This is a genomic window from Pseudomonas putida (assembly GCF_028682395.1).
Classification (GTDB): Bacteria; Pseudomonadota; Gammaproteobacteria; order Pseudomonadales; family Pseudomonadaceae; genus Aquipseudomonas; species Aquipseudomonas putida_AB.
Genome location: NZ_JANHLC010000001.1, coordinates 750,746 through 777,009, shown reverse-complemented (window position 1 = coordinate 777,009; position 26,264 = coordinate 750,746). Strand labels below are relative to the sequence as shown.

Sequence of the window (26,264 nt, the reverse complement as noted above, 5' to 3'; positions counted from 1 at the left end):
GCTGGGCCATACTCTTCGGGTCGCTGCGCCAGCCAGGAGCCGGTCTATGGAACTGTACGAAATTGTCTTTAACGGAGAGGTCCTGCCCGGGGCGCAGGTCGAGCTGGTCCGGGACAACCTGGCGCGCCTGTTCCAGGCCGACGAGCAGCGCCTGGCCCTGTTGTTCTCCGGCCGGCGCTGGGTATTGAAGAGTAATCTTGAGCGTGCCGAGGCGCATAAGTATCGCGCCACGCTTGAGCGGGCGGGTGCTCAGGTCAGCGTGGTGCCCATGGTGCTGGACGTCGAAGAAATCGAAATGACCGCCCTGCCGGGCGATGGCGGCACGGAGCAAAGCCGGCTTGAGGTGGAGCCCCGGGACGTTTACATGGCGGCGTTCAGTGCCGTGGATGCGCCCAATTATGACCTTGCCGAGCCGGGCAGCGATTTGCAGGACCCGCCTGAGCCGCCGCAGGCACCCGCACTGGATCTATCCGCGCTCAGCCTGGCGCCGCCGGGCAGCGACCTGGGGCAGCAGGTTGCGCCCCCCGCGCCACCGGCTCCCGATACCGCACACATCAAGCTGGTCTGAGCGCCACCTAGATCGCCATGACCATCTCGTGCCAGGCCATGCTGCCGTGGTCGGATGAGGACGGCTGGACATAGCGATAGCCCATCCGGCGGTACAACTCGACGTGCTGCTCCTTGCACATCAAGTGGATCGTCTGCTTGCCCGATGCCGTCATGAGCGCGACAAAGGCTTCCATCAGGCGTGTCGAGTAGCCTCGGCCCTGGTAGGCCGGGTCGATCACCACGGACATGATCACCACATTCGGTGCATCCGCCGTATGCCCCACCAGTTCTTTGAAGGCCTCATCCGCCATCTGCACCTGATGGGCGCAGCCGCTGTTGATAAAGCCCGCAGTCTTGCCATCGACCTCCAGGATCAGGAAACCCTGCGGGTACTGGGCAATGCGCGTGGCGATTTTTTCCTGGGTGGCCGCTTCATCGCCCTCATAGGCGCCAATTTCTATCTGATAGCAGGGGCTGGCGTCGGAGGGGGTGGGGTGGCGAAAGCTGAGCGTGGGCATTTCGGTTTCTGATCTCTGGAGGAGCGCTAGTGCGGAGGCAGATGAAGCGTGTGGTAGTGCATCGCCGAATGCGTGAGCACGTACTGGCGGGGTAAACGGAGCCCCGTTACCGGCTGGAGCAACGTCCGGGCGCTGGCCGACTAGGCTGTCGCCGTGCTGCTCTCGGCCTGGAAATAGCCGGAGCAGCATTTTTTGAATTTCTGTCCGCTGGCGCAGGGGCAGGCATCGTTGCGCCCGACCTTGAGGGGCACGGTCGGGTCGATAAAGTACCAGCGCCCGGCGTTCTGCACGAAGGACGAGCGCTCGCGATGGCTGTGCTCGCCCTGGCTGTCGTGCCAGCGTGCGGTAAAGGTCACAAAGGCGTGCTCGGGTTGGCCGCCGAGCACCTGTGAACTCTCCACCTCAAGCCCGAGCCAGGTGCTGCGCGCACTCCAGTCGGCGATGGACTGGCGATCGAGCCCGGCCTGCTGGGCCGGCAGGGTGGTGGCCACGAGATAGTCGATCAGGCCCAGCACATAGGCGCTGTAGCGCGAGCGCATCAAGGCTTGGGCACAGGGGGCGGGATGGCCGGTGTGATAGCGGCCGCAGCAGGCGTCGAGCAGGTTGCCGCTGCCGCAGGGGCAGATGGATGCACTCATGGGGGTCACCACCAGTATTTGCCAAAGTTCTGCGGGTTGGCCCAGAACTTGGCGTTGAGCCAGTCCGGCACCTGCTTGTACTCGCGCAGATCGTAGGTAAAGAGGGTCAGCACCTGCGCGTCTCGCTGGAAGCGTTCGTTGCTTTGCAGGGCCAGCGAGAAGAAATCGGTGTCCTGCCAGCCGCAGGCCGAGAGATCGGCCAGCACGGCGATCCGGCTGGCATTTAGGTTACGAATGCCGCCCAGCAGTTGCAGGCCATCGCGCTTGGGCAGGTGTTCGAGGCAATCGACCACCAGGGCGAGGTCGAAGCGTCGTGCCGCCAGGTCGGCGGGCAGGGGGCCTGGCAAGGCCTTGGCAATCTGGGTGCCGGGGTGCGCCGCCGCAAAGGCGTCCAGGGCCGGAAAGCTGTCGGCGCCGACCAGCAGCAGCGTCTGCGGGGCGTAGCGATCGAGCAGCGCCGCGAGGGCTTGCTGGGGGGTACGCGAAGAAAGGCCAGGGGTCATCGATAGTCCTCAATCAGAACCACCAAGACTAGCGCGCCCACGCGCCTTGGCCTAGAGCATCGCGCGGGAAAATGCCGGGATCGCTGGCGATCTTTCTTCCAGCGCATAGATGGCCTATTGCTGGCGGAGATTAGCAGGCGGGTCTTTACTCCCAGGGCGTCGGGTGCATACCGATACCCTTCAGGAGAAAACCACGATGAGCATAGTTCGCACGGCATTACCCTTGGTGCTGCTGACCAGTGTGTTGACTGGTTGCGCAGGTTTGCAGAAAACCGACTGGCCGACCTGTGCCGCTGTCGGGGGTGTGGGTGGCGCGGCACTGGGCGCTATCGAAAGCTCGGCCTGGGCGGGCGGTGGCGCCTTGATCGGCGCCGGCTTCGCGGCGGCCTATTGCTGGGTGCACGGTGATGGCGATGAAGACGGCGATGGCGTGCCGGACAGCCGTGACAAGTGCCCGGGCACGCCGAAGGGCACCCCGGTTGATGCCAATGGTTGCCCGCCACCGGTGCCGGTCGCTGTGATCGAAGAAGTGGTGGTGGTCAAGGAAGAAACCATTGTGGTGCGCGATGTGCACTTCGAATTCGACTCGGCCAAGCTGACAGCCGCCGACAAAACCAAGCTGGATATGATCGCCACGCGCCTGAAGCAGGAAAATGCCAGCGCGCAACTGCGGGTGACCGGCCATACCGATAGCGTCGGCAGTGATGCCTACAACCTCAAACTCTCGGAAAAACGCGCCCATTCGGTGGTCGAGTACCTGATCCAGAGCGGTGTACCGCGCAGTAGCTTTGTTTCGGTCAGCGGTGCCGGCGAGAGCCATCCGGTCGCAGACAACAAAACCGCCGACGGACGTGCGCTCAACCGCCGTACCGAAATCAATATAAAACGCTGAAGCCCTTGCGGGCCGCGACTTGTGCAGTCGCGGCCGGGGGTCTTTACTCCTGTGTGACCGGTATGGTCCGGTTTCACAGGAGCCTCCTCTTATGCGTGTTCTCTCGCGGGCCGCCGTGCCGGTCCTGTTACTTGCCAGCCTGTTGGGCGGTTGCGCCACAACCAGTGATGGCACTGCCCCTCTCAATCAACGTACGTGGCCTGTCTGCAGCCTGCTGGGTGGCCTGGTAGGGGGTGGGCTGGGCGCTATCGAAAGCGGTAGTTGGGCGGCAGGCGGTGCGGCGCTGGGGATCCTTGCCGGTGGCCTGATCTGCTATGCCCAGGATGGCGATGAAGACGGCGACGGGGTGTTCGACCGCCGCGATCGTTGCCCCGATACCCCGGCCAATACGCCAGTCAGCCATACGGGTTGCCCGTTGCCGCAGTACCCGGCCACGGTCAAGGCCGAGCCGGTAGAGCCCAGCACGGAAGTCATTACCCTGAGTGACCAGGGCAAAGTGTTGTTTGCCTTCGATTCGGCCGAACTCACCGCTCAGGCGCGCAGCGAGCTGTCTGCCCTGATGGGCAAGCTGAGCAGCGCCGACGTGCTGAGCGTCAAGGTGATTGGCTACACCGACAGCGAGGGTTCGGATGCCTATAACCAGAAACTGTCGGAACGCCGTGCCAGTAGCGTGGCCGCCTATCTATTGAGCCAGGGCTTGGCCCCGGAAAAACTCACCAGCCAGGGCCTGGGGGAAAGCCAGCCCGTCGCCGACAACGCTACTGAAGAAGGGCGGGCGCAGAACCGTCGAGTGGAACTGCATATCGGTCGTTGACGTCACCGTGGGATCGATGGATGTCGTCGATCCCACGGCGTACCGACGCCCAGGGTGAGGAATTTTCAGTGGGCTATGGCAAATCGCTTGCCCGAGACGTTACTGTGCGCCCAAAGAAAAAATACATTGGGGGGCGTATGAAGGTGTTCTGGGGGCTGGGTAAGGTCCTGACGCTGTTGTTCTGGTCGGTGGTGCTGGTCAATCTGGTCCAGCCGTTGATCAATCCATTCCATTTGCTGGTCAATTTGGCGGGTAGCCTGTTGCTGCTGACCCACCTGCTCGAACTGCTGCTGTTCAATGGCAGCCTCAAGGATCGCCCCCATCCCTGGCGTGACCGCCTGCACATTCTGCTGTTGGGCATGTTCCACCTTTATTCCCTGCCTGTTGCCGTGTCCGAGGAGGCTCGCCATGCGTAGTTTGTGTTTGCTGGCAGCCTTGTGCAGCCCGATGGCCTTTGCCGAAGTGGTGAGTGTCCAAGCCAACTCCCTGATGCGCCTGCCGGGTAACACCAGCGTGCTGCAACTCGAGCGCCTGGAGATTGCCGACTACGGCACCTTGCTGATTCCGGCCGGGGTCAGTCAGGTCAGTATCGGCGAACTGTCGCTGGGGCATGAGGCGCGCATCACCATTGTGCCCAGTGAGCAGGCGCTGCAATTGAAGGTCCGCCATGCTGAACTGGGCAGCGGCAGCCAGATCAATACGCGCGGTGCACCGGGCAATTACCTGAAGCCGGCCTTGCCGGGCCGTAACCTGGAGTTACGCATTGAGTCCCTGCAAGCCGCCCAGTTGTCGGTGGACGGTCGGGGTGGCGCCGGTGCGCCGGGCTACAGCGGGCTCGATGGCGCCGATGGCCAGGCGCCGGGCTGTACCTGGGGTCAGGCCGGGCGCGGTGCCGACGGTGACAACGGGGGGAATGGCCATCCGGGTGCGGCGGGTGCGCAAGTGCGCGTAGAGGTGCCCTACGACTATCCGGTCGAACAGATCAAGGTGCTGGCCGATGGCGGTGTGGGCGGCGTGGCCGGGGTGGCAGGACGTCCGGGCGAGGGCGGCAAATCCAAAGGTTGCCTGGTCTATCGTGCCGATGGCGGTAAGGCCGGGCGTGCCGGGTTGGCGGGCCAGCCGGGTGAGCAAGGTCCGGCCGGTTCGGTGACGGTGCAACGCTTGTAAAACCGTGTCGGCCTGCGAGGAGAATGGATGCTCGCGGGCCGACCGGCTGCAAAATTGTCTCAGAACATCGGGCGCGCCGACGCAACGGCCACCAGCACCAGGCCCACCAGCAGATTGATGCCGACCAGGCGGCGAATCCCGGCCAGTGTCGCTGCACCATTGGCCCAGTCCTGGGCCTCCACCGTTTTGCGCAACTCCGGCAGTTTCAAGGCCTGGATGCGGATAAACAGGGCCGTCATCACGATGTACAGCCCCATCATGACCTGCACATAGCGCGGCGCGGTCTCGAAGCCGCTGAAGCGCAATTGCATCAGGCCAATGCCGCTGACCGGCAGGACCACCACCGCGACCCAGACCCAGACAAAGAACCGCTGGAACACCGCGACCCACAGTTGCAGCCGGGCCGGGCCTTCCAGGGCGGCCATCGCGGCCGGGCGCAGGATCATCCAGGCGAAAAACATGCCGCCGACCCAGACCAGGGCAGCAAGCACATGGAAGGTGTAGGCGAGGGCAAAAGCGGTCATTCGGGTACTCCGTGCGGCGCAGGATGAATTGGCGGGTTATGATAGCCGCCCATTCGAACCACTGAAAATTTATCCAGCGTTTCTTGCGCCCGAAGACTCATGATCAGCACCGAACTCAAAACCACGATCCAGGGCGCCTACTCGCGTTTTCTCGAAGCCAAGAGCCTCAAGCCACGCTATGGCCAGCGGTTGATGATTGCCGAAGTGGCCAAGGTCCTGGGCGATATCGATACCGACGACGAAGGTCGGCGCAGTGGCGATCCTGCGGTGGTGGCGGTCGAGGCGGGCACCGGTACGGGCAAGACCGTGGCCTACAGCCTGGCGGCGATCCCGACAGCCAAGGCCGCCGGCAAGCGCCTGGTGATCGCGACTGCGACCGTGGCGCTGCAGGAACAGATCGTCTACAAGGACCTGCCGGACCTGATGCGCAACAGCGGGCTGAACTTCAGCTTCGCCCTGGCCAAGGGCCGGGGGCGCTACATGTGCCTGTCCAAGCTCGACATGCTGTTGCAGGAAGGCCACGCGCAAACCGCCACCGCCCAGCTGTTCGAGGAGGAAGGCTTCAAGATCGAGGTCGATGAAGCCAGTCAGAAGCTGTTTACCAGCATGATCGAAAAGCTCGCCGGCAATAAATGGGACGGCGACCGCGACAGCTGGCCCCAGGCCCTGGAGGACCAGGACTGGGCCCGCCTGACCACCGACCATAGCCAGTGCACCAACCGCCATTGCCCGAACTTCGGCCAATGCGCCTTCTACAAGGCCCGTGAAGGCATGGGCAAGGTCGACGTGATCGTCACCAACCACGATATGGTACTGGCCGACCTGGCCCTGGGCGGCGGTGCGGTATTGCCCGACCCGCGCGATACTCTCTATGTGTTCGACGAAGGCCATCACCTGCCAGACAAGGCCATCGGCCATTTCGCCCATTACACCCGCCTGCGTTCCACCGCCGACTGGTTGGAACAGACCGCCAAGAACCTGACCAAGTTGCTGGCCCAGCACCCGTTGCCGGGCGACCTGGGGAAATTGATCGAGCAGGTGCCCGAGCTGGCGCGCGAGATCAAGACACAGCAGCAGTTCATGTTTACCGCGTGCGAGCAATTGGCCGACTTCAAGACCGGTGAAGACACCGAAGGCCGCGAGCGGCCGCGCCATCGTTTTGTGGGTGGCGTGGTCCCTGAGCATATGCGCGAAATGGGCATCGAGCTGAAAAAGGGTTTTTCGCGCCTGACCGATGTCTTTACCCGCCTGACTGAACTGCTCAAGGAAGGCATGGATGGCGAGGTCAATATCGGCATCGCCAGCAACCAGGCCGAGGAATGGTATCCGCTGTTCGGCAGCCTGCTGTCCCGGGCCCAGGGCAACTGGGAGCTGTGGACCGCGTTCACCGTCGAGGACCCTGAGGACAATCCCCCCATGGCACGCTGGCTGAGCCTGGCGGAAAGCGGGGCGTTGTTCGATATCGAGGTCAATGCCAGCCCGATCCTCGCGGCCGAGATGCTGCGGCGCAATCTGTGGAATGTCGCCTATGGTGCCCTGGTGACCTCGGCGACCCTGACGGCCCTGGGGACGTTCGACCGCTTCCGCATGCGCGCCGGTCTGCCGAGAAAGGCCATTACCGCCGTGGTCCCGAGCCCCTTCCACCATGCCGATGCCGGCGTGTTGCGGGTGCCGGACCTCAAGGCCGACCCGCGTGACGCCGCGGCGCATACGGCGGCAATTATTCGCGAGCTGCCGGAGCTGGTCGAAGGCTCGAAGGGTACGCTCGTGCTGTTTTCCTCGCGCAAGCAGATGCAGGACGTGTTCGACGGTCTGGACCGCGACTGGCGCCGCCAGGTGTTTATCCAGGGCAACCTGTCGAAACAGGAAACCCTGAACAAGCACAAGGCCCGGGTCGACGGCGGTGACTCCAGCGTGCTGTTTGGGCTGGCCAGTTTTGCTGAAGGCGTCGATTTGCCCGGGGCTTATTGCGAGCACGTAGTGATCGCCAAGATCCCCTTCTCGGTGCCCGACGATCCGGTCGAGGCGGCGCTGGCCGAGTGGATCGAGGCGCGCGGTGGCAATCCCTTTATGGAAATCTCCGTACCGGATGCCTCGCTCAAGCTGGTCCAGGCCTGTGGCCGGCTGCTGCGTACCGAAGCCGACCGCGGCACCATCACGTTGCTGGACCGTCGACTGGTCACCCAGCGCTACGGAAAAGCTATCCTCAATGCCTTGCCGCCCTTCCGGCGGGAAATTTCTTGATTTGATGCAGGCGGATTCGCCTGATTCGTTGTCTATGCGTGGGCGCCGTTGGCGCCGCACAGGCCATTTACTGGTCGTTAGGGAGAACCTGGTCCATATGATTCGCCGTACATTGCCCGCCACCCTTGCCCTGTTGTTTTGTGCGCCTTTGCTGGCAGCGCCTGCAGCACCGCAGACGCTGTTCAACTTCGTGCGGCCCGCCGACGTGGTCCAGGTGGCAACCGAAGATGCCAGCCTGCCGCAATACAATGCGGAGCAGACGGCCGAGGGTGAAGTGCTGCGTCGGATCGTCTTCAACCCGGCCGTCCGGCCAACGTTGCGCCTGACGCCGCAAACCGGTGCCTGGGACTGGTCCCAGAACGGCGCCATGAGCCTGCGGATCCAGAGTGCGATGAACTGGGCCTTGACGCTCAACGTCACGATCCAGAGTAACGATGGCAAGACCCTGACCAGCCGGGTCGATCTGCCGGCGGGTCCGGCCCAGACATTACTGGTACCGCTGCTGGCCAGCTCGCCATTGAGCCAGGGCATGCGTGCCGGGCCGCCCATGCCCATGCAGTTCGAGGGCCAACGCGTGCTGCTGGCCAGCAGCACCGGCGAAATCGACCGTAGCCAGGTGGTGTCGGTCACGCTGTCGATGGACAGCCCCAAGGCCGCCCAAAGCATCCTGCTCGAGCGCTTTGGCGTGCAGGATGTCGAGGCCGTGACCCAGGCGGCCTACGCCGGCCTGGTCGATGGTTATGGCCAGTCGACCCGGGCCCGCTGGCCGGAGAAAGTGGCCAGTGACGACCAGCTCAAGGCCGCTGATGTTCGCGAGCAGCAACAGCTCAAGGGCTGGCTGGGCGAGTACCGCAAGGCGCCGCGCGACCCCTATGGTGGCTGGACCCAGGGCCCGGCATTCGAGGCCACGGGGTTTTTCCATACGCAAAAACGCGATGGCCGTTGGTACCTGGTCACGCCCGCCGGCCACCCGTTTTACTCCTTGGGTGTGAATACCGTCGCGGCCGACAACAGCCAGACCTACGTCCAGGGGCGTGAGTGGATGTTCACCGACCTGCCCGCTGACAACGGCCCGCTGGCCGGCTACTACGGCAAGGGCGACCACCACAGCGGCAATGCCGCGACCCAGGGCCGTGACTACGATAGCGGCCGCTGGTTCGATTTCTATGGCGCCAACCTGCAACGTACCTACGCCCAACCGTGTGCCGAGGCCAAGGCCGGTGACCCTGTTGCGTCGTGCCTCAGTGGTTTTGATGCCAAGCGCTGGCAGGGCCACACCCTCGACCGCCTGCAGGCCTGGGGCTTCAATACCCTGGGTAACTGGAGCGATCAGGCCCTGGGCCAGGCCGACCGTATGCCCTACACCTTGCCGCTGTCGATTGTCGGTGACTACGCGAGCATCAGCACCGGAGCCGACTGGTGGGGCGGCATGCCCGATCCGTTCGACCCACGCTTTGCCATGGCCACCGAGCGTGCCGTGGCCATCGCGGCCCGGGATCACCGTGACGATCCCTGGCTGATTGGCTACTTCGCCGATAACGAGCTGGCCTGGGCCGGTCCCGGTGATGACCCGAAAGCCCGCTATGCCCTGGCCTACGGCACGCTGCGCCTGACCACCGATGTACCGGCCAAGCGGGCGTTCCTCAAGCAGTTGCGCGACAAGTACCGCAACCAGCAGGGCCTGTCGAAGGCCTGGGGTGTCGAGATCCCGACCTGGGAACAGATGGAAGACCCGGGTTTCGAGCCGCCATTGCCCAATGCCGAGCACCCGGAGATCGAGGCCGACTTTAAGTATTTCCAGAAGGTCTATGCCGATACCTACTTCAAGACCATTTCCGACTCGCTGAAATGGCATGCGCCCCACCATCTGTTGCTGGGCGGTCGCTTTGCCGTCAGCTCGCCGCAGGCCGTGGCGTCCTGCGCGCAGTTCTGTGATGTGCTGAGTTTCAACTTCTATACCCTGCGCCCGCAGGACGGTTATGACTTTGCCCAGTTGCAGGCACTGGACAAGCCGGTGCTGATTACCGAGTTCAACTTCGGCACTCGTGACCGTGGGCCATTCTGGGGTGGCGTTACCGAGCTGGCGCGGGAAGAGGACCGTGGTCCGGCCTATGCCAACTTCCTCAAGGCGGCATTGGCCGAGCCGTCGATTGTCGGCGTGCACTGGTTCCAGTACCTCGATCAGCCGGTCAGCGGGCGTTTGCTCGATGGCGAGAACGGTCATTTCGGCCTGGTGGGTATCACTGATCTGCCGTTCCAGGGCTTTGTCGAAAGCGTACGCAAAAGCAATCTGCAAGCCCTGGAGCAATTGAGCGTGGCCGCCGAGAAAGCCCGCGCGGCCGGGGAGAAGGCGGTTGCACCGAAGACTCCCGAAGGCGCTGGCGGGCAAAAAGCCGCTGGTGGCCATGCCGGTGGCCACTCCGGCAACGGCCACTGAGTTTCGTTGAGCGATAACGGCGCACGGTTGCGCCGTGGTGTTCTGTGCAGAGTGGCGAAGGGTTTCGGACCTGCGTATGTTTCCAAAAGCCTCTGTGACTGGAACAATGCCCGGCACAGTAGGTAAAGCGAGTGCGGGGAGTGTCGCGGGTGCAGATTCAGGGTCATTACGAACTTCAATTCGAGGCAGTGCGCGAAGCCTTCGCCGCACTCTTCGATAACCCCCAGGAGCGCGGCGCCGCGCTGTGTATCCAGATTGGCGGCAATACCGTTGTCGACCTCTGGGCTGGCACGGCCGACAAGGACGGCAACGAGGCCTGGCACAGCGACACGATCGCCAACCTGTTTTCTTGCACCAAGACCTTTACCGCCGTGACGGCCCTGCAACTGGTGGCTGAAGGCAAGTTGCAGCTCGATGTTCCAGTGGCGCGGTACTGGCCCGAGTTCGCGGCGGCCGGCAAGGAAGGCGTCACCCTGCGCCAGTTGCTGTGCCATCAGGCGGGCCTGCCCGCGCTGCGCGAACTACTGCCGCCCGAGGCGCTTTACCAGTGGCAGACCATGGTCGATGCGCTGGCGGCCGAGGCGCCCTGGTGGACACCGGGGCAGGGCCATGGCTATGCCGCGATCACCTATGGCTGGCTGGTTGGCGAGTTGATACGGCGGGCTGATGGCCGTGGCCCTGGCGAATCCATTGTGGCCCGGGTCGCCCGGCCCCTGGGGCTGGATTTCCATGTCGGGCTGGCGGACGAGGAGTTCTATCGCGTGGCGCACATCGCCCGGGGCAAGGGTAATACTGGCGATGCAGCGGCCCAGCGCCTGCTGCAGGTGACGTTGCGCGAACCCACAGCGATGAGCACCCGAGCGTTCACCAATCCGCCTTCGATCATGACCAGCACCAACAAGCCCGAGTGGCGGCGGATGCAGCAGCCCGCCGCGAATGGGCATGGCAATGCCCGTAGCCTGGCCGGTTTTTATAGCGGCCTGCTGGATGGCAGCCTGCTGGAAGCCGAGATGCTGGCCGAGCTGACCCGTGAGCACAGCCTCGGGCCGGACAAGACCCTGCTGACCGACACCCGTTTTGGCCTGGGTTGCATGCTCGATCAACCGACGCTCGCCAATGCGACCTTTGGTCTGGGGCCCAAGGCGTTCGGTCATCCGGGCGCGGGCGGTTCCATCGGTTTCGCTGATCCAGAACAGGATGTCGCCTTTGGTTTCGTGACAAATACCCTGGGGCCTTATGTATTGATGGATCCACGGGCACAGCAACTGGCGCGGGTACTGGCCGGCTGTCTGTAAACACTGTTTGTCGGATCACAGACTTGAACCCTGTGACCCTTGTGCTTTCAAAGCGACTGTTTATGCCGGCGGATTGTTTTTTATAGGCGCGAGCTCGCTCGTGATCTTTTGAGGGCAAACGGATCGCGACGATGCTCGCGCCTACCGCCATTTTCACTTCAATTTTGTGGATGTCCCATGTCATCGAATAAGTCCCTGGTTTTGGCTCTCTGTCTGGCCGTTGGCGGTTGCGCCCAGACTCCACACAATAATGAAGCCCAGGCCTCCCACTGGTGGTGGCCGTTTAGTTCGCAGCCATCGGCAGAGCCGGCGCCGATCGCGGCCAAGCCGCCCGCGGTGGCCAAGGCCGGTACCGTGACCCATTGGTGGTGGCCGTTTGGCGGTGGCCAGGCCGGCGATGTCAACGTCGTGCCGATGCCCGACCCGAAAATCACCCAGGCCTGGCTCGATGACTACGAGCCGCGCCTTCGCGTAGCGATCCAGGACAGCCGTCTGCAATTGGAGCGTCGCGATAATCTGCTGGCGATTACCGCGCCGGTGGATGGTTCGTTCAACCCGGACCGTCCGGCCATGTTGCTGCCGGTCACCCTGGGGCCCTTCAGCCGGATCGCCAAGCTGGTCGAGAGCGACCCGAAGACGGCGGTGCTGGTGCTCGGCCACGCCGACAGCAGCGGCACCCAACCGGCCAACCAGAAACTCAGCCAGGACCGGGCCCAGTCGGTGGCCGCGATTTTCCGTTTGAGCGGTCTGCAACGTGACCGCCTGATGCTGCGCGGCATGGGTTCGGTGATGCCACGGGCGGCCAATGACAGTGTCGAAGGTCGTGCGTTGAACCGTCGGGTAGAGATCCTGCTGACCCCGCAGAGCACCATGGTTGCGCTGCTAAGCCAGTACAGCATTCCGGCCCCGGCGCCCGTCACCCTGGTGGCGGTACAGGATGCCAAGCCGGTCGCCAAGCCGGTCGCCCCTGCGGCTAATGGCAAGAAAGCGCCAGTGGTGAAAAAGCCGGCAGCGACCAAGAAGGCCCCTGCCGCCAAGACTCCGGTGAAAAAGCCGCCGGTCAAGGCCGCGCCCGCCAAGAAGGCGGCACCGGCGAAGGTGGCGGCCCCGGTGAAAAAACCGGTGGCGAGCGCTCAAGCCAAGAATTGATCTTTGAGAGAAGGAAATCGCCATGACCCAAGCGCTGGCTGATATGCGTCGTGACTACATTCGTGATGGCCTCACCGAAGCCCAGGCCCCGGCAGAGCCCTTTGCGTTGTTCCATCAATGGTTCGCCGATGCGGTGAAGACCGAGCAGCCACCGGTCGAAGCCAACGCCATGACCCTGGCCACCGTCGACGGCCAAGGCCGGCCGCACTGCCGGATCCTGCTGCTCAAGGGCCTGGATGCCCAGGGGTTCACCTTCTTTACCAACTACCAAAGTGCCAAGGGCGAACAATTGGCGGCGCAGCCCTTTGCCGCCATGACGTTTTTCTGGCCGACCCTGGAGCGCCAGGTGCGTATCGAAGGGCGGGTGGTCAAGGTGACGGCGCAGGAGTCGGATGCTTATTACCAGGTCCGACCGCTGGGCAGCCGTCTGGGGGCTTGGGCCTCGCCGCAAAGCCGGGTGATTGCTGACCGGGCCGAGCTGGAGCAACTGCTCAAGGCGACCGAGCAGCGTTTCAGCGACAGCCAGCCCGATTGCCCCGAGCACTGGGGTGGCTACCGCCTGCTACCGGAACGGATCGAGTTCTGGCAGGGCCGCACCAGCCGTCTGCACGATCGACTCAACTATCGGTTGCAGGGCGGTGACTGGTCTCGGGAGCGCCTGGCGCCTTGACGGTGTACTGCGCAGCGGCTGCCTCAAGCCATTGAGGCAGGTCGCGGCGCTTGATCTTCTGTGCCTGGGCAGTGGCCAGGCACTGGAGCATGAACGTTTTCTTTTCGCTATCGTTTCCTGCGAAGGACAAGGCCAGATCCCGATCCGTCCAGCGTTTGATCCGTGCGTACAGCCACCAGTGGAAGTACAGGCCGGCGGCCGTCGTGATGAAAATGATGAAGTAATCCATGGAGCGATCCTGTTGCGAGGCGGCAGGCGGGTAAAATACCCGCTACTTTGTGAAGAGCCGTGAGACGAACCTGGGCTGTACCCAGGCTGAATGAAACCACTTTATCCGGACGGCGCCGTGACAGGGGTCAAGGCGCAGAGTCTAATGAATATCTGTCTTTTTGGAGTGCTTCCCATGCGTAAATCTGTTTTGTTGGCTGCAACCTTCACCACGATGGCGATGCTACTCGGCGGCTGTGCCTCGAACCTGACCGGCGACTCCTACTCGCGTGATGAAGCCCGTCGCGTGCAGACCGTGCGTATGGGCACCATCGAAGCCCTGCGCCCAGTGAAGATCGAAGGGACCAAGACCCCTATCGGCGGTGCTGCCGGCGCGGTGATCGGCGGCGTGGGCGGCAGTGCCATCGGTGGTGGTCGCGGCAGTATCGTGACCGCGGTAATCGGTGCAGTCGCGGGCGGCCTGCTGGGTTCGGCTACCGAGGAAGGCCTGACCCGGACCCAGGGCGTGGAAATCACCGTGCGTGAAGACGATGGCAGCATGCGTGCCTATGTCCAGCAGGTGCAGGAGAACGAAGTTTTCCGCGTCGGCGACCGTGTCCGGATCATGACCGTCGACGGTACCAGCCGCGTCACTCGCTGATTCAATTCGCGTTAAAACAACAAACCCCGGTCAGTTGCCTGACCGGGGTTTTGTTTTTGTAGCGCCAGTTACTGCTTGCCGGTTTAAGGCTACGAGAGCGTGGCAGGCTTGCGGCTGGCCATGGCTGTTATCGCGTAGCCGAGGACGGCGGCGAGGATCGAGCCGGTCAGGATGCCCATGCGGTCCATGCCGGCGTATTCGCTGCTACCCGGGACAAAGGCCAGGGAGCCGACGAACAAACTCATGGTGAAACCGATCCCGCACAGAATCGCCACGCCAAAGACCTGGCCCCAGTTGGCGCCGCTGGGCAGTGCCGCGATGCCGAGCTTGACCGCCAGCCAGGTCAGGCCGAACACCCCAACGGTCTTGCCCAGCAACAGGCCGGCAGCAATCCCCATCGGGACGTGGTGGGTGAAGCTCTCCAGGTTGACGCCTGCCAGGGACACGCCAGCATTGGCGAAGGCGAACAACGGCAGGATGCCATAGGCCACCCACGGATGCAGCGCGTGCTCCAGGCCCCTGGCCGGAGACGGCTCGGCATTGCGTGTGCGCAAGGGAATGCAGAAGGCCAGGGTCACACCGGCCAGCGTCGCATGGACACCGCTCTTGAGCACGCAAACCCAGAGGATCAGGCCGATGATCATGTACGGCCCGAGCTTGACCACGCCGAGTCGGTTCATCGCGATCAAGGCCACTAGGCAGGCCCCCGCCAGCATCAGCGAGAGGGTCGACAATTCATGGGAATAGAACAGCGCGATCACGATGATCGCCCCCAGGTCGTCGATGATGGCCAGGGTCATCAGAAACAGCTTCAGGGACACCGGTACGCGTTTGCCGAGCAGGGCCAGGACACCCAGGGCAAAGGCAATATCGGTGGCCATGGGAATGGCCCAGCCGCTCAGGGCCAGTGGATTGTCTTTATTGAGAAACCAGTAGATCAGGGCCGGGACCACCATGCCGCCGACGGCGGCGGCCCCCGGCAGCACGATCTGCGAAGGCTTGGCCAGGTGCCCTTCAAGCACCTCGCGCTTGACCTCCAGGCCGATCAGCAGGAAGAACAGCGCCATCAAGCCATCGTTGATCCACAGCAGCAGCGGCTTGGCGATCTTCAGTGCGCCGATCTGGGCCACCACGGGCACGTCCAGCAGGCCGTTATAGAGGTAGGACAAAGGGGAGTTGTTGATGATCAGCGCCAGGGCGGCAGCGGCGATCAAGAGCAGGCCGCTGGCAGCCTCCAACTGAAAGAAACGGGTAAATGTGCTACGCAGAGGCAAGTTCGCTCTCCTAGTGGGGCAAAAGATGGCACACCCTAACCCGTGTGGTTAGTTGTTAAAACAAAAATTATATTCTTTTTTGTTATAAGAAAGCGCAAAAAACCGACTAGGCAAAAGCCTAGCAGTTATGTATCTGGATGCGTCTTTATCGGCGTGGAAGCGGGTGGGCACGTCGGGTTTGCAGGAGCGAGTTGCCTTGCGATCGTATTTCAGATCGCGAGGCAACTCGCGCCTGCATCACCGGCGGGATCAGGCCTCGAGGCCGAGGATATCGCGGGCCACGGCTTCGGCGATGCGGATACCGTCGACGCCTGCCGACAGGATGCCACCGGCGTAGCCTGCGCCTTCACCGGCCGGGAACAGGCCTTTGACGTTCAGGCTCTGCATGGACTCATTACGGGTGATACGCAGCGGCGAGGACGTGCGGGTCTCGATCCCCGTCAGGACCGCGTCGTGCAGTGAGTAACCCTTGATCTGGCGCTCGAAGGCCGGCAGCGCTTCACGAATCGCCTCGATGGCAAAGTCCGGCAGGGCCAGGGCCAGGTCGCCCAGGGCGACACCGGGTTTGTACGACGGCTCGACGCTGCCCAGGGCGGTCGAAGGCCGTCCGGCGATAAAGTCGCCGACCAGTTGCGCCGGGGCTTCATAGTTGCCACCGCCGAGCACGAACGCGTGGGACTCCAGGCGCTCCTGCAATTCGATACCGGCTAGCGGGCCGCCCGGATAGTCGACTTCCGGGGTGATGCCGACGACGATCCCGGAGTTGGCGTTGCGCTCGTTGCGCGAATACTGGCTCATGCCATTGGTCACGACCCGGTTCGGTTCCGAGGTGGCCGCGACCACCGTGCCGCCCGGGCACATGCAGAAACTGTAGACCGAGCGGCCATTCTTGGCGTGGTGCACCAGCTTGTAGTCGGCGGCGCCCAGTTTCGGGTGGCCGGCGTATTTGCCCAGGCGTGCGCTGTCGATCAGCGATTGCGGGTGCTCGATCCGGAAACCCACCGAAAACGGCTTGGCTTCCATAAACACGCCACGGCTGTGGAGCATGCGGAAGGTGTCGCGGGCGCTGTGGCCCAGTGCCAGGACCACGTGGCGTGAGTGCAGTTGTTCGCCGCTGGCCAACTCGACGCCGGTCAACTGGCCGTCTTCGATCAGCACATCGGTCACGCGCTGCTCGAAACGCACTTCGCCGCCCAGGGCCTGGATCTGCTGGCGCATATTTTCGACCACGCCGGTCAGGCGGAAGGTGCCGATATGGGGTTTGCTGACATAGAGGATTTCGTCCGGCGCACCGGCCTTGACGAACTCATGCAGGACTTTGCGGCCCTGGTGCTTGGGGTCCTTGATCTGGCTGTACAGCTTGCCGTCGGAGAAGGTCCCGGCCCCGCCTTCGCCGAACTGCACGTTGGACTCGGGGTTGAGCACGCTTTTGCGCCACAGGCCCCAGGTGTCCTTGGTGCGCTGGCGTACTTCGCGGCCGCGCTCGAGGATGATCGGCTTGAAGCCCATCTGGGCCAGCAGCAGGCCGGCAAAGATGCCGCACGGGCCGAAGCCGACGACGATCGGGCGCTCGGCCAGGTCCTTGGGCGCCTGGCCGACCACCTTGTAGCTGACATCCGGCGCCTGGTTGACGTTGCGATCGTCGGCGAACTTCTTCAGCAGCGCCGCTTCGTCTTTCGCACTCAGGTCGATGGTGTAGATAAAGCACAGCTCGGAGGATTTCTTGCGCGCGTCGTAGCTGCGCTTGAACAGCGTGAAGTCGAGCAGGTCATCGCTGGCGATGCCCAGGCGCTGGACGATGGCCGGGCGCAGGTCTTCTTCGGGGTGGTCGATCGGCAGCTTGAGTTCGGTGATTCGTAACATGACAGGGTCCAGTATGCGGGCCACAAGAGCGCGCCGGCGTTGCACAAACCGGCGATTATAAGCCCCAATGACCCTTTCCCGTCAGGCTAAAACAGCAGCTCGTCGAATCAGTCGTTGCGCGAGCCGCCGAAATACGCGCAACCGCGCTGGACCTGGCCATTGATTCGCAATTCGGCGCTCAGGTGGTTGATGCTGCCATCGCTCCCATCCTGGCAGTGTTGCGGGGCGACCCAGAGTTCGATGTGCTGGTTGTTGGCTTCGCTGGAGAGGTTGAAGCGGCCTTCACCCATCTGCTCTTCCAGGTACGGCAGGGCCAGCGGTGCCTGGCCAATGCGTTCCAGGACCATGCCGTGGGTGCTGACGTTGACGTTCCATTCCGGCTCATGGCCTCTGGCGCGCAGCACCAGGCGCTTGAAGTTCGGGTCCTGGCAGCCGGGGCCTTCGTGTTGCAGGCGGTAGAGGCGTTGCAGATTGACCTGGCCATCGGCGCCCGCCGTCGGATTGGCGGCAAATCGGCCGCCCAGGTCGACAAACAGCTTGCCCGGTTTACTGGCCAGGGCCGCGGCTTCCTGCAGGACGCTGGTATTGCCACTGTCGTGAATGATGAAACGGCGTGATTCCTGGCAGGGCTGAAACAGCAGTTGTCCGCCAGCAGCGGTCAACTCGCCCTGCATCCGGGTCAAGCCGGCATTGGGGTTTTCCGGGGGCTGGGTGAATACCTGGCATCCGGCGAAAATGGGCAGCAGGGCAACGATCAGCAACGAACGGGCGGCACGCATCTTGGGGTCTCCTGGAAAGTGCCGCCACGTTACGCAGGCTGTCTGCTCACCACAAGCCCGGCCCGTCGATCTGCTGGGCAAAAAACTACGCCCTGTGTGCTGCTTAGCCGACGTGGAAGGTCTGGCCGGTCTGCAGGCCTTCAACGCTCTTCGCGTAGGCCAATGCCACATCGGCTGCCGGTACGGGTTTGAAACCACGGAAGTACGGGGCATAGCTGTCCATGGCTTCGACCAGCACATTCGGGCTGATGCTGTTCACGCGCAGGCCACGCGGCAACTCGATGGCGGCGGCTTTGACAAAACTGTCGAGGGCGCCGTTGACCAGGCTGGCCGAGGTACCACTGCGAATCGGATCATGGCTCAGGACACCCGTGGTGAACGTGAAGGAGCCACCGTCATTGGCGTACTCGCGGCCGATCAACAGCAGATTGACCTGGCCCATCAGCTTGTCTTGCAGGCCCAGGGCAAAGTCGTGTTCGGTGATTTCGGCCAGGGGTACGAAGTTCACATTGCCGGCCGCGCAGACCAACGCATCGAACTTGCCGGTTTTTTCAAACAGGGCGCGGATCGAAGCGCTGTCGCTGATATCCACCTGCAGGTCGCCGCTGGAGCGGCCAGCGCGAATGATCTCGTGGCGGGGCGACAGCTCACGGTCGACGGCCGAGCCAATGGTGCCGTGAGCACCGATCAGGATGATTTTCATCAGAGTGTTCCAGGTTGGGGGTAGGAAGCTTGAGTCTAGAGTGGTTTTTTCCATGGATAAGCGTGCTAATAGGCAACCTTTGGTTTTCTATTGGAAACAATCCATGAGCGAGCTGGATGATCTGGCAGCGTTTGCGGTACTGATCGAGGCGGGCAGTTTTACCCTGGCGGCGCAGCAACTGGGGTGTAGCAAGGGGCAGTTGTCCAAGCGCATCAGCCTGCTCGAAGCGCGCTTTGCCGTGACTCTGCTGCACCGCACGACGCGGCGCCTGAGCCTGACAGCCGCCGGCTCGGCGTTGCTGCCCCAGGCCCAGGCCTTGCTGGTGCAGGTGGAGCGCGCCCGCCAGGCCCTGGCGCGGCTGAAGGACGACATGGCAGGACCGGTACGGATGACGGTGCCGGTTTCCCTGGGCGAAACGTTCTTCGATGGCCTGCTGCTGGAATTTTCCCGGGACTATCCCCAGGTGCAGATTGAACTGGAACTGAGCAACAGTTTCCGTGACCTGGCCCGTGAGGGCTTCGACCTGGCCATCCGAACCGAGGTCGCCAGCGACCAGCGCCTGGTGGCCAAGCCGTTGCTGCTGATGCAGGAGCTGACCTGCGCCAGCCCGGCGTACCTGGAGCGGTATGGCGAACCACAGACCCCGGCCGAACTGGCGGCTCATCGTTGCCTGCTCAACAGCCATTACCGCGGGCGCGAAGAGTGGCTGTACCACCGTCAGCATGAGCTATTGCGGGTGCGCGTCGCCGGCCCCTTCGCCAGCAATCACTACAGCCTGTTGAAAAAGGCCGCGCTGATGGGCGCGGGCATTGCCCGGCTGCCGTCCTACGCATTGCCCCAGGAGCTGGCCGACGGCCGCTTGCGCTGGTTGCTGCGTGATTACCAGACGCGCCAGACCCAGGTGTATCTGGTCCATCCCTACCAAGGCGGTCTGCCGCGTAGAACCCAGGTACTGGCCGACTATCTGGTGGACTGGTTCGCACGCAGCAGCGAGGCACTGGCCCAATTGCGGGCCTGAGTCTCAGCGAAAGCGGCGGGCCAGCAGATGGTCGATGGATAGCGCACCGGGTCCCCGGGCCATCAGGTACAGCAGGATGGCCGCCCAGGTCCCGTGGGTCGGGTAGGCGTCCGGGTAGACGAAGGTCTGGATGATCAGGGTCATGCCCAGCAACGCCAGGGCCGAGAAGCGCGTGGCCAGGCCGAGCAGAATCAGGAGCGCAAAGCCGTGCTCGGCGAAGGCGGCCAGATGCGCGGCCACTTCGGGGGACAGCAACGGCACTTTGTACTCCGTGGCGAACAGCGGGATTGTCGAGTCCGCCAGGCGAGGAATGCCCAGTTCGAAGGTGCCCGACAGCAGGTCGATGGCCAAGCCTTCCACCTTGGTCTGGCCGGATTTCCAGAACACGGCGGCGATTGAGAAACGGGCGATAAAGGCAATCAGGCTGTGGGGGATCAGCCCAAGCCATTGCACCAGTCGCTCGACCAGGCGAACCGGCAGGGAGGAATGTGTGCTTGGCGTATTCATGTTCAGGTTCGCTCTGGGTGGGTGAGGTGGGTGATGGCGCCGTAGCGGATCAACAAGCCCAGGCAGGCACTGAGATCGAACCCTGGGAAATCCTCGCAGGTCTGCGCAGCGGCCGTTCCAAAGTCCAGGTCCTGGCGCAGGGCCTGGATAAAGCGATGGCTGGCGCGGTCGATGGGCACCAGCAGCACGCGCAGCGAGCGGCGCAGTATCAGTAGGGTCTCGCTGCGCATGGGATCGACCCGTTCCGGCTGACCACCGTCCTGATGAGCCAACCACAGCGAGCCCACGGCAAAGGCCGAGTCGAGGGTGGCGAGGCTGGCGTCGAGACCGATATGCAAGTGGCCGAGGGCATCGGGGGCGCTCAGGGTGAGGGCGATGGTGTCTGCGCTGAGCGCCGTCTGGTCGGCGGCATGGCAGGCGGCTACTCGCAGGCGTTCCAGGCGGGCCATATCGGCGAGATAGGGCACGCTCGCGGCCGGTGCGAAGCCCTGAATAAAATCGGCGAAGTCCTGTCCATAGTCGATCATCAACGGGCTGCAGGGTGGATAATCGCGGGCGAAGATCGCGGCCATGGCCCGAAAGAATTCGGTGCCGACCAATTGCTCGACCACGGGATAGCCATCGGCCAGGGCGTTGACCAGGCCGCTGCGCAGGTTGTTGCGATAGACCGCGAAACGGCTGTCGGGCGCGCGCCCGTCGCTGCGGCCCAGGCCAGCAGGGCAAGCGCGCTCGGGGTCGAGCAGGCTATGGGCGAAATCGGCATGGGGGTTCATGGCGCCACCGCGCAATCGCGCAGATAGTGCTGCGCACGCAGGGCTTCGGCGAGGAGCACCGCGAACGCAGGCACCTGATTATCGCGTTCGATCAATGTCGCCACCGCTCCGGTGCGGTTCAGTACCTGGCGATACAAGGCCCAGACCGCTTCATCGATGGCGGCGCCGTGATCGTCGATCAACAGGCGTGCGGCGAACTCATCCGTTTGTTCGGCGAATCCGCCCAGATGGATTTCGCCCACGGCGTCCAGTGGTAGGGCGGCGAGGTAAGCGAGCGGATCGCGTTGATGATTGATGCAGGTGACATACAGGTTGTTCACATCCAGCAACAGCCCACAACCGGTGCGCTGGATGACCTCGGCGATGAATTCGGCCTCGTCGAGGCTGGAGTGCTGCCACTGCAGATAAGTCGCCGGGTTCTCCAGCAGCATGGGCCGTTGCAGGGTGTTCTGGACCTGGTCGATATGGGCGCAGACCCGTTGCAGGGTCGGTACGTCATAGGCCAGGGGCAGCAGGTCATTGAAAAACAGCGGGCCGTGGCTGGACCAGGCCAGGTGTTCGGAAAACAGCGCCGGTTGATAGCGTTCTATCAGCCGATGCAGGCGTTGCAGGTGTTCATGGTCCAGCGGGGCCAGGCCACCGATGGACAGACCGACGCCATGCAGTGACAGCGCATAGTGTTCGCGGATCTGTTCCAGGTGATGGTGCAGCGGACCGCCGGCGACCATGTAGTTTTCCGCGTGAACCTCGAAGAACCCCAGGTCCGGCACCGTGCCCAGGATCTGGGCAAAGTGCTCGGGCTTGAGGCCCAGGCCCGCGTGCCTTGCCAATGCCGGAGTGTGAGGGCGCTGCAGGTGGCGGGTCATGGGCGGCTCGGGCGGTGGGTTGGGCAGTGTGGTCGGGTTGACAGTGTTCGGTTACTTGGCCTTGTAGGCGGCCAGTTGGCCAAAGCCGGTGGGCGAAGTGGTGCTGGCGGTTTTCTCGCAGGTGCCTTTGGGCACCAGCTTCCAGGCGTTGGTTTGATGGTCGAGCTTGGAGGTGCCTGCACAGGTGGTACCGGCCCCGGCGGCGCAATCGTTCTTGCCTTTGAGGGCGACGCCAAAGCATTTCTCCATATCGTCGGCGGCATGGGCGTTCATCGGCAGGGCGGCGATACTCAGGGCCGAGCCCAGGGCCAGGGCGAGCGTGGCGGCGGACAGGGTGCGGGTGGTGAGTGTGTTCATGGTCGTGCTCCGTTCAGGTTGGGCAGGCATTAATGGCCTTGCTGCCTTACTTGAGAGCCGAGGGGCGGGATTGTTACAGCGCGGGATAAAGAAATCCCCGAGAGAACCTCTGCAGCCGGGTGGCAGCAGCTGCGCTAAGGGCGAGAGGACAGCAGGTATAAAAAAGCCCCGAACCAGTCGGGGCTTTTGGACAGCGGCGTTAGCGATCAACCACCGAGGTAGGCTTCTCGCACTTTTGGATCGGTCAGCAACGCTTCGCCAGTGCCTTGCATCACCACCCGGCCGTTTTCCAGGACATAGGCACGGTCGGCGATCTTCAGCGCCTGGTTGGCGTTCTGCTCCACCAGGAACACCGTGACACCGTCCCGGCGCAGTTGCTCGATGATGTCGAAGATCTGCTGGATGATGATCGGTGCCAGGCCCAGCGACGGTTCATCGAGCAGCAGCAGCTTGGGCTGGCTCATCAGCGCCCGGCCGATGGCGAGCATTTGCTGTTCGCCGCCGGACATGGTGCCGCCGCGCTGGTTGAAGCGCTCCTTCAGGCGCGGAAAGAGGTGCAGGACCTTGTCCATCTGCTCCTGATAGTCGGCCTTGTCGGTAAAGAAGCCGCCCATGGCGAGGTTCTCTTCCACGGTCAGGCGGGCAAACACCCGACGGCCTTCCGGGACCACGGCAATACTCTTGCGCATGATCCGCGCCGACTCCTGGCCGACCAGTTCTTCGCCCATATAGCGGATGCTACCGCTATGGGCCTGGGGAGCACCGCACAGGGTCATCAACAGGGTCGATTTGCCAGCGCCGTTGGCGCCGATCAGCGTGACGATCTCACCCTGGCGGACTTCCACGTTGACGCTGTGCAGGGCCTGGATCTTGCCGTAGAAGGTGGAAACGTTTTCGAACTGCAGCATTTTACGCTTCCCCCAAATAGGCTTTGATCACGTCAGCATTGTCGCGGATCTCCTCCGGCGTGCCGTCGGCCAGGGGCGTGCCCTGGTTGATCACGACGATATGGTCGGAAATGCTCATGACCAGTTTCATATCGTGTTCGATCAGCAACACCGTCACATTGTGCTCCTCGCGCAGCACGCTGATCAGCGCCTTGAGGTCTTCGGTTTCCTTGGGGTTCAGGCCGGCCGCCGGTTCGTCGAGCATGAGGATCCGCGGACGGGTCATCATGCAGCGGGCGATTTCCAGGCGTCGTTGCTGGCCGTAGGCCAGAGTCCCGGCGGTACGGTTGGCGAACTCACGCAGGTTGACCTTGTCCAGCCAGTACGCGGCGAATTCCTTCGCATCATGCTCGCTCTTGCGAAAGGCCGGGGTCTTGAACAGGCCCGCCAGGAAGTTGGTGTTGAGGTGGCGGTGCTGGGCGATCAGCAGGTTTTCCAGGGCGGTCATGTCCTTGAACAGGCGCACGTTCTGGAACGTGCGGACCACGCCCTTGCGGGCAATCTCATGGCCAGCCAGGCCCTGGATCGGTTGACCATCGAGCAGGATGCTGCCAGCGCTCGGCTTGTAGAAGCCGGTCAGGCAGTTGAACACCGTGGTCTTGCCCGCGCCGTTCGGCCCGATCAATGCCACCACCTGTTTTTCCTTCACGGTCAGGGCGACGCCATTGACCGCGAGCAAGCCGCCGAAGCGCATGCTCAAACCTTCTACTTTCAGAATCTCGCGGCTCATTTGCGCAGCTCCATATGAGGGCGTTGCATGGGCAGCAGACCTTGTGGACGCCAGATCATCATCAGCACCATCAAGGCGCCGAACATCAACATGCGGTACTCGCTGAAGTCACGCATCAGCTCGGGCAACAGGATCATCACCACGGCAGCGAGGATGACCCCCAGCTGCGAGCCCATGCCTCCCAGTACGACGATGGCGAGAATGATCGCCGACTCGATAAAGGTGAACGACTCCGGTGTCACCAGCCCCTGACGCGCGGCGAAGAAGCTGCCGGCAAAACCAGCGAAGCAGGCGCCGAGGGTGAAGGCCGAAAGCTTGATGACGGTCGGGTTCAGGCCCAGGGCCCGGCAGGCGATTTCATCTTCGCGCAGGGCTTCCCACGCGCGCCCGATTGGCATGCGCAGCAACCGGTTGATCACGAACAACGCCAGCAGCGCCAGCATCAACGCCACCAGGTAGAGGAAAATCACCTTGTTGATCGAGTTGTACGGCAGACCGAAGAACTCGTGGAAGGTCTGCATGCCTTCGGCGGCCTTGCGCTCGAAGCTCAGGCCGAAGAAGGTCGGTTTCTCGATATTACTGATGCCATTCGGGCCGCCCGTCAGGTCGGTCATGTTGCGCAGCAGCAGACGGATGATCTCACCGAAGCCCAGGGTCACGATGGCCAGGTAGTCACCGCGCAGGCGCAGCACCGGGAATCCCAGCAGGAAGCCGAACGTGGCCGCCATCATCCCGGCAATCGGCAGGCAGATCCAGAAGCTCAGCCCGAAGTAGTGCGACAGCAGCGCATAGCTGTAGGCGCCGACGGCATAGAAGCCGACATACCCCAGGTCCAGCAGCCCTGCCAGCCCGACCACAATGTTCAGGCCCAGGCCGAGCATCACGTAGATCAGGATCAGCGTGGCGATATCCACCGCACCGCGCGAGCCGAAAAACGGCCAGACCAGTGCCCCGGCAATCAAGGCCAGGATGATGTAGCGCTGGGTCTTGGGCAGGGTCAGGAAGTTACTGGCCTTGGCCGGGATCAGCGGCATGCTGGGCGAGGCTTTCCAGGCCGCGCTCAATTGCTGGTTGAACAGCACGCGCAGGAACATCAGCACCGAGCACAGGGCGATGACGATCAGGGTGCTGTTGCTGGTGCCGTGGACTTCGAGGTTGATCCCGACAATGGTCAGTTTCAGGCCGAGGACCGGGTAGGCGACTGCCCAGACGAGCAGGGCGCTGAACAGCGCCGATTTAAGATTCCTAGTCATACTTTCTCAACCTCCGGACGGCCCAGAATGCCGGTCGGACGGAACAACAGCACCAGGACCAGCAGGCCGAAGGCCACCACATCCTTGTACTGATCGCCGAAGATATCCGCGCCGAAGGCTTCGGCGACGCCCAGCACCAACCCGCCGAGCATGGCGCCGGGGATGCTGCCAATACCGCCCAGTACGGCTGCGGTGAAGGCTTTAAGGCCAACCAGGAAGCCGGCGTTGGGGTTGATCACGCCGTACTGCATGCTGAGCAGCACGGCAGCGATGGCGGCCAGCGCGGCACCGATGACGAAGGTCAGGGCAATGATGTTGTTGGTGTTGATACCCAGCAGGTTGGCCATCTTGATGTCTTCGGCGCAGGCGCGGCAGGCGCGACCCAGGCGTGAACGGGAGATGAACAAGGTGAGGCCAAGCATGGCGACAAGGGTGACTACGAAGACCACGATCTGCATGTAGGAGATCAGGACTTCCTGGGCGCCGCCTGGCCCAAAGGAGAAATTCCCCGGGATCAGGTTGGGGATCGATTTGTCCTTGGAGTCCTGCGCCAGAAGCACAGTGTTCTGCAGGAAGATCGACATGCCGATGGCGGAAATCAGCGGGATCAGGCGGTTGCTGCCGCGCAGCGGGCGGTAGGCGACCCGTTCGATGCTGTAGCCGTAGGCACTGGTCACGACGATGCTCGCGATAAACGCAGCGGTCATCAGTAGGGGAACGCTGTCGAGTCCCATCATGGTCAGCCCGGCGATGGCGATGAACGCCACGTAGGAGCCGATCATGTACACCTCGCCGTGGGCGAAGTTGATCATTCCAATGATGCCGTAAACCATCGTATAGCCGATGGCGATCAGGGCATACGTGCTGCCAACGGTCAGGCCGTTAACCAGCTGTTGGAAGAAGTGATAGAGGTCAGGCATTACAAA

Annotated in this window: 29 protein-coding genes; 12 read left to right on the top strand and 17 right to left on the bottom strand. The window is 63.0% G+C overall.

Annotated features, from left to right (window positions below; all coding sequences use genetic code 11):
• Positions 1 to 46: 46 nt before the first annotated feature.
• On the top strand, positions 47 to 568 hold the full coding sequence (locus tag NPS46_RS03690) for a hypothetical protein (protein WP_274105032.1): 522 nt from the start codon (positions 47 to 49) through the stop codon (positions 566 to 568).
• Between the two features lie 7 nt (positions 569 to 575).
• Here NPS46_RS03690 and NPS46_RS03685 read toward each other — a convergent pair whose 3' ends face one another.
• The 3 genes from NPS46_RS03685 to NPS46_RS03675 form a co-directional block, all read right to left on the bottom strand.
• Complete coding sequence (locus NPS46_RS03685; protein ID WP_274105031.1) at positions 576 to 1,067, bottom strand: GNAT family N-acetyltransferase; 492 nt, start codon at positions 1,065 to 1,067, stop codon at positions 576 to 578.
• A 140-nt stretch (positions 1,068 to 1,207) separates the two neighbouring features.
• Complete coding sequence (locus NPS46_RS03680) at positions 1,208 to 1,705, bottom strand: YchJ family protein (protein ID WP_274105030.1); 498 nt, start codon at positions 1,703 to 1,705, stop codon at positions 1,208 to 1,210.
• Between the two features lie 5 nt (positions 1,706 to 1,710).
• Entirely contained in the window at positions 1,711 to 2,208 is a 498-nt protein-coding gene (locus NPS46_RS03675) for a DUF6231 family protein (RefSeq protein WP_274105029.1), read from the bottom strand.
• Positions 2,209 to 2,404: 196 nt separating this feature from the next.
• Here NPS46_RS03675 and NPS46_RS03670 point away from each other — a divergent pair, with 196 nt between their 5' ends.
• The 4 genes from NPS46_RS03670 (at position 2,405) to NPS46_RS03655 (ending at position 5,081) form a co-directional block, all read left to right on the top strand.
• Positions 2,405 to 3,100, top strand: a complete 696-nt coding sequence (locus NPS46_RS03670; RefSeq protein ID WP_274105028.1) for an OmpA family protein — start codon at positions 2,405 to 2,407, stop codon at positions 3,098 to 3,100.
• Positions 3,101 to 3,191: 91 nt separating this feature from the next.
• Positions 3,192 to 3,914 carry an OmpA family protein gene (locus NPS46_RS03665; protein ID WP_274105027.1) on the top strand — a complete coding sequence of 241 codons (723 nt, stop codon included), beginning with the start codon at positions 3,192 to 3,194 and terminating at the stop codon, positions 3,912 to 3,914.
• A 137-nt stretch (positions 3,915 to 4,051) separates the two neighbouring features.
• Positions 4,052 to 4,330 carry a DUF1145 domain-containing protein gene (locus NPS46_RS03660; RefSeq protein ID WP_274105026.1) on the top strand — a complete coding sequence of 93 codons (279 nt, stop codon included), beginning with the start codon at positions 4,052 to 4,054 and terminating at the stop codon, positions 4,328 to 4,330.
• Positions 4,323 to 5,081 (top strand): collagen-like protein, encoded by a 759-nt coding sequence (locus tag NPS46_RS03655; protein ID WP_274105025.1) that lies wholly within the window; start codon positions 4,323 to 4,325, stop codon positions 5,079 to 5,081. Before NPS46_RS03660 ends, NPS46_RS03655 begins: the two co-directional genes overlap by 8 nt.
• Before the next feature lie 59 nt (positions 5,082 to 5,140).
• Here NPS46_RS03655 and NPS46_RS03650 read toward each other — a convergent pair whose 3' ends face one another.
• Positions 5,141 to 5,605 (bottom strand): CopD family protein, encoded by a 465-nt coding sequence (locus NPS46_RS03650; RefSeq protein ID WP_274105024.1) that lies wholly within the window; start codon positions 5,603 to 5,605, stop codon positions 5,141 to 5,143.
• 99 nt (positions 5,606 to 5,704) lie between these two features.
• Between NPS46_RS03650 and dinG the strand changes: the two genes are divergently transcribed.
• From dinG to pdxH, 5 genes are all read left to right on the top strand, one after another.
• Positions 5,705 to 7,849: an ATP-dependent DNA helicase DinG gene (dinG, locus tag NPS46_RS03645; protein WP_274105023.1), complete on the top strand. Its 2,145-nt coding sequence runs from the start codon at positions 5,705 to 5,707 to the stop codon at positions 7,847 to 7,849.
• Positions 7,850 to 7,946: 97 nt separating this feature from the next.
• The gene (locus NPS46_RS03640; RefSeq protein ID WP_274105022.1) at positions 7,947 to 10,286 is read left to right on the top strand and encodes a beta-galactosidase; all 2,340 of its coding nucleotides are present in this window, start codon (positions 7,947 to 7,949) and stop codon (positions 10,284 to 10,286) included.
• A 149-nt stretch (positions 10,287 to 10,435) separates the two neighbouring features.
• Positions 10,436 to 11,581: a serine hydrolase domain-containing protein gene (locus NPS46_RS03635; RefSeq protein ID WP_274105021.1), complete on the top strand. Its 1,146-nt coding sequence runs from the start codon at positions 10,436 to 10,438 to the stop codon at positions 11,579 to 11,581.
• Positions 11,582 to 11,758: 177 nt separating this feature from the next.
• Positions 11,759 to 12,730, top strand: coding sequence for an OmpA family protein (locus NPS46_RS03630; protein ID WP_274105020.1), 972 nt, complete (start codon positions 11,759 to 11,761; stop codon positions 12,728 to 12,730).
• A gap of 22 nt (positions 12,731 to 12,752) precedes the next feature.
• Positions 12,753 to 13,400, top strand: a complete 648-nt coding sequence (gene pdxH / locus NPS46_RS03625) for a pyridoxamine 5'-phosphate oxidase (RefSeq protein ID WP_274105019.1) — start codon at positions 12,753 to 12,755, stop codon at positions 13,398 to 13,400.
• On the opposite strand, the gene NPS46_RS03620 is transcribed toward pdxH, so the two are convergent.
• The gene (locus tag NPS46_RS03620; protein WP_274105018.1) at positions 13,348 to 13,629 is read right to left on the bottom strand and encodes a hypothetical protein; all 282 of its coding nucleotides are present in this window, start codon (positions 13,627 to 13,629) and stop codon (positions 13,348 to 13,350) included. The genes pdxH and NPS46_RS03620 overlap by 53 nt on opposite strands.
• A gap of 174 nt (positions 13,630 to 13,803) precedes the next feature.
• Between NPS46_RS03620 and NPS46_RS03615 the strand changes: the two genes are divergently transcribed.
• The gene (locus tag NPS46_RS03615) at positions 13,804 to 14,268 is read left to right on the top strand and encodes a glycine zipper 2TM domain-containing protein (protein WP_274105017.1); all 465 of its coding nucleotides are present in this window, start codon (positions 13,804 to 13,806) and stop codon (positions 14,266 to 14,268) included.
• 89 nt (positions 14,269 to 14,357) lie between these two features.
• Here NPS46_RS03615 and nhaA read toward each other — a convergent pair whose 3' ends face one another.
• The 4 genes from nhaA to NPS46_RS03595 all read right to left on the bottom strand — a co-directional run bounded on the left by nhaA (position 14,358) and on the right by NPS46_RS03595 (position 18,887).
• The gene (gene nhaA, locus NPS46_RS03610) at positions 14,358 to 15,542 is read right to left on the bottom strand and encodes a Na+/H+ antiporter NhaA (RefSeq protein WP_274105016.1); all 1,185 of its coding nucleotides are present in this window, start codon (positions 15,540 to 15,542) and stop codon (positions 14,358 to 14,360) included.
• 249 nt (positions 15,543 to 15,791) lie between these two features.
• A complete protein-coding gene (locus tag NPS46_RS03605; protein WP_274105015.1) occupies positions 15,792 to 17,405 on the bottom strand; it encodes an NAD(P)/FAD-dependent oxidoreductase in 1,614 nt (537 codons plus the stop codon).
• 107 nt (positions 17,406 to 17,512) lie between these two features.
• Entirely contained in the window at positions 17,513 to 18,184 is a 672-nt protein-coding gene (locus NPS46_RS03600; protein ID WP_274105014.1) for a COG3650 family protein, read from the bottom strand.
• Between the two features lie 103 nt (positions 18,185 to 18,287).
• Positions 18,288 to 18,887 (bottom strand): short chain dehydrogenase, encoded by a 600-nt coding sequence (locus NPS46_RS03595; protein ID WP_274105013.1) that lies wholly within the window; start codon positions 18,885 to 18,887, stop codon positions 18,288 to 18,290.
• A 103-nt stretch (positions 18,888 to 18,990) separates the two neighbouring features.
• On the opposite strand from NPS46_RS03595, the gene NPS46_RS03590 reads away from it, so the two are divergent.
• Positions 18,991 to 19,905, top strand: coding sequence for a LysR family transcriptional regulator (locus NPS46_RS03590; RefSeq protein WP_274105012.1), 915 nt, complete (start codon positions 18,991 to 18,993; stop codon positions 19,903 to 19,905).
• A gap of 3 nt (positions 19,906 to 19,908) precedes the next feature.
• On the opposite strand, the gene NPS46_RS03585 is transcribed toward NPS46_RS03590, so the two are convergent.
• The 8 genes from NPS46_RS03585 to livH all read right to left on the bottom strand — a co-directional run bounded on the left by NPS46_RS03585 (position 19,909) and on the right by livH (position 26,258).
• The gene (locus NPS46_RS03585) at positions 19,909 to 20,412 is read right to left on the bottom strand and encodes a DoxX family protein (RefSeq protein ID WP_274105011.1); all 504 of its coding nucleotides are present in this window, start codon (positions 20,410 to 20,412) and stop codon (positions 19,909 to 19,911) included.
• Between the two features lie 2 nt (positions 20,413 to 20,414).
• Positions 20,415 to 21,185, bottom strand: a complete 771-nt coding sequence (locus tag NPS46_RS03580; RefSeq protein ID WP_274105010.1) for a DNA-binding domain-containing protein — start codon at positions 21,183 to 21,185, stop codon at positions 20,415 to 20,417.
• Entirely contained in the window at positions 21,182 to 22,051 is an 870-nt protein-coding gene (locus tag NPS46_RS03575) for a DUF692 domain-containing protein (RefSeq protein ID WP_274105009.1), read from the bottom strand. The genes NPS46_RS03580 and NPS46_RS03575 overlap by 4 nt, the downstream gene beginning before the upstream one ends.
• A gap of 51 nt (positions 22,052 to 22,102) precedes the next feature.
• Positions 22,103 to 22,408, bottom strand: coding sequence for a DUF2282 domain-containing protein (locus NPS46_RS03570; protein ID WP_274105008.1), 306 nt, complete (start codon positions 22,406 to 22,408; stop codon positions 22,103 to 22,105).
• A 206-nt stretch (positions 22,409 to 22,614) separates the two neighbouring features.
• A complete protein-coding gene (locus NPS46_RS03565; RefSeq protein ID WP_274105007.1) occupies positions 22,615 to 23,316 on the bottom strand; it encodes an ABC transporter ATP-binding protein in 702 nt (233 codons plus the stop codon).
• 1 nt (position 23,317) lies between these two features.
• Entirely contained in the window at positions 23,318 to 24,085 is a 768-nt protein-coding gene (gene livG, locus NPS46_RS03560; RefSeq protein ID WP_274105006.1) for a high-affinity branched-chain amino acid ABC transporter ATP-binding protein LivG, read from the bottom strand.
• On the bottom strand, positions 24,082 to 25,338 hold the full coding sequence (locus NPS46_RS03555; RefSeq protein ID WP_274105005.1) for a high-affinity branched-chain amino acid ABC transporter permease LivM: 1,257 nt from the start codon (positions 25,336 to 25,338) through the stop codon (positions 24,082 to 24,084). The genes livG and NPS46_RS03555 overlap by 4 nt, the downstream gene beginning before the upstream one ends.
• Entirely contained in the window at positions 25,335 to 26,258 is a 924-nt protein-coding gene (gene livH, locus NPS46_RS03550) for a high-affinity branched-chain amino acid ABC transporter permease LivH (RefSeq protein ID WP_274105004.1), read from the bottom strand. Before livH ends, NPS46_RS03555 begins: the two co-directional genes overlap by 4 nt.
• Between the last annotated feature and the right edge of the window lie 6 nt (positions 26,259 to 26,264).